The sequence below is a fragment of the Lacinutrix salivirga genome (assembly GCF_053604675.1).
Map to the genome: position 1 here is coordinate 1 of NZ_JBSHNP010000021.1, position 2,500 is coordinate 2,500.

A 2,500-nucleotide genomic window follows, 5' to 3' on the forward strand; every position below is an offset into this window, starting at 1 on the left:
TTTTTTTTAAAAAGTAGTTGTGGGTTTAAAATATAGTTTTATATTTGCACCCGCTAAGAGATAAACGCCTTAGGATAAAAATTTAGAAAAGTTCATAAACATATTGAATTGACAGCGTAAAATTATAATTGGAAACGGTTATAATAAAAGACAAGAGAATAAATCATACTGAGACTTTAAATTTCTTAATTGGTTGTTAAAGATATAGTCGTAAGACTTAAAATTTAACGATGAAGAGTTTGATCCTGGCTCAGGATGAACGCTAGCGGCAGGCCTAACACATGCAAGTCGAGGGGTAACATTGGAGCTTGCTTCAGATGACGACCGGCGCACGGGTGCGTAACGCGTATAGAATCTACCTTGTACTAAGGGATAGCCTTTGGAAACGAAGATTAATATCTTATAGTCTATAGAATTGGCATCAATATTATAGTAAAGATTACGGTATAAGATGACTATGCGTCCTATTAGCTAGATGGAGTGGTAACGGCACCCCATGGCGACGATAGGTAGGGGCCCTGAGAGGGGGATCCCCCACACTGGTACTGAGACACGGACCAGACTCCTACGGGAGGCAGCAGTGAGGAATATTGGACAATGGAGGCAACTCTGATCCAGCCATGCCGCGTGCAGGAAGACTGCCCTATGGGTTGTAAACTGCTTTTATACAGGAAGAAACACTCTCACGTGTGAGAGCTTGACGGTACTGTAAGAATAAGGATCGGCTAACTCCGTGCCAGCAGCCGCGGTAATACGGAGGATCCAAGCGTTATCCGGAATCATTGGGTTTAAAGGGTCCGTAGGTGGATAATTAAGTCAGAGGTGAAATCCTGCAGCTCAACTGTAGAATTGCCTTTGATACTGGTTATCTTGAGTTATTATGAAGTAGTTAGAATATGTAGTGTAGCGGTGAAATGCATAGATATTACATAGAATACCAATTGCGAAGGCAGATTACTAATAATCAACTGACACTGATGGACGAAAGCGTGGGGAGCGAACAGGATTAGATACCCTGGTAGTCCACGCCGTAAACGATGGTCACTAGCTGTTCGAACTTCGGTTTGAGTGGCTAAGCGAAAGTGATAAGTGACCCACCTGGGGAGTACGTTCGCAAGAATGAAACTCAAAGGAATTGACGGGGGCCCGCACAAGCGGTGGAGCATGTGGTTTAATTCGATGATACGCGAGGAACCTTACCAGGGCTTAAATGTAAATTGACAGGTTTAGAGATAGACTTTTCTTCGGACAATTTACAAGGTGCTGCATGGTTGTCGTCAGCTCGTGCCGTGAGGTGTCAGGTTAAGTCCTATAACGAGCGCAACCCCTGTTGTTAGTTGCCAGCGATTCAAGTCGGGAACTCTAACAAGACTGCCAGTGCAAACTGTGAGGAAGGTGGGGATGACGTCAAATCATCACGGCCCTTACGTCCTGGGCTACACACGTGCTACAATGGTAGGGACAGAGAGCAGCCACTGCGCGAGCAGGAGCGAATCTATAAACCCTATCACAGTTCGGATCGGAGTCTGCAACTCGACTCCGTGAAGCTGGAATCGCTAGTAATCGCATATCAGCCATGATGCGGTGAATACGTTCCCGGGCCTTGTACACACCGCCCGTCAAGCCATGGAAGCTGGGAGTGCCTGAAGTCCGTCACCGTAAGGAGCGGCCTAGGGTAAAATCGGTAACTAGGGCTAAGTCGTAACAAGGTAGCCGTACCGGAAGGTGCGGCTGGAACACCTCCTTTCTAGAGAAAGACGACCATTAAAATAAAATAAGAGTAAGTTTAATTTGTTCTCTTAGCTGTTAATTTAATTAATCTATTATAGTAGAGTCTCATAGCTCAGCTGGTTAGAGCGCTACACTGATAATGTAGAGGTCGGCAGTTCGAGTCTGCCTGAGACTACTAACTACTATAAATAAAGGAAATTCTAGAAGTTGTCAATTCTAAATTCGTAGTTCTGAATTCAACATTCGGGATTATAAATGGGGGATTAGCTCAGCTGGCTAGAGCGCCTGCCTTGCACGCAGGAGGTCATCGGTTCGACTCCGATATTCTCCACAATCAGCAAAAGCTGAAAAGTTCATTGACATATTGAAAAAAGATACATGAAAATAAAGTTAAATTTATTTAACTTTAAGTAATTAATATTAATAATTAAGTCACGAGCTGATTATTAATAAGTAACTCATTAAAAAGACAAAAAGTACAATAAGCTATATAAGAGCGTATGGGGAATGCCTAGGCTCTCAGAGGCGATGAAGGACGTGATAAGCTGCGAAAAGCTACGGGGATTGGCACATACAAATTGATCCGTAGATATCCGAATGGGGCAACCCAGCATGTTGAAGACATGTTATCCGCAAGGAAGCAAACCCGGAGAACTGAAACATCTAAGTACCCGGAGGAGAAGAAAACAAAAGTGATTCCGTTAGTAGTGGCGAGCGAACGCGGATTAGCCCAAACCAGTATTGTTAAGGCAATACTGGGGTTGTAGGA

At 43.9% G+C, this 2,500-nt stretch carries 2 tRNA genes and 2 rRNA genes (1 of these 4 cut by a window edge); all 4 read left to right on the plus strand.

From position 1 onward, the window contains the following. The first annotated feature begins 227 nt into the window (after positions 1-227). Positions 228-1,747, plus strand: a 16S ribosomal RNA gene (locus ACVC5O_RS00105). Positions 1,748-1,832: 85 nt separating this feature from the next. Then, positions 1,833-1,906, plus strand: a tRNA-Ile gene (locus ACVC5O_RS00110). A gap of 82 nt (positions 1,907-1,988) precedes the next feature. Continuing rightward, a tRNA-Ala gene (locus ACVC5O_RS00115) sits at positions 1,989-2,062 on the plus strand. Between the two features lie 148 nt (positions 2,063-2,210). Then, positions 2,211-2,500: ribosomal RNA gene (locus ACVC5O_RS00120) — 23S ribosomal RNA — on the plus strand; it runs 2,530 nt beyond the window's last position. The 16S and 23S rRNA genes sit together here with 2 tRNA genes alongside, the layout of an rRNA operon.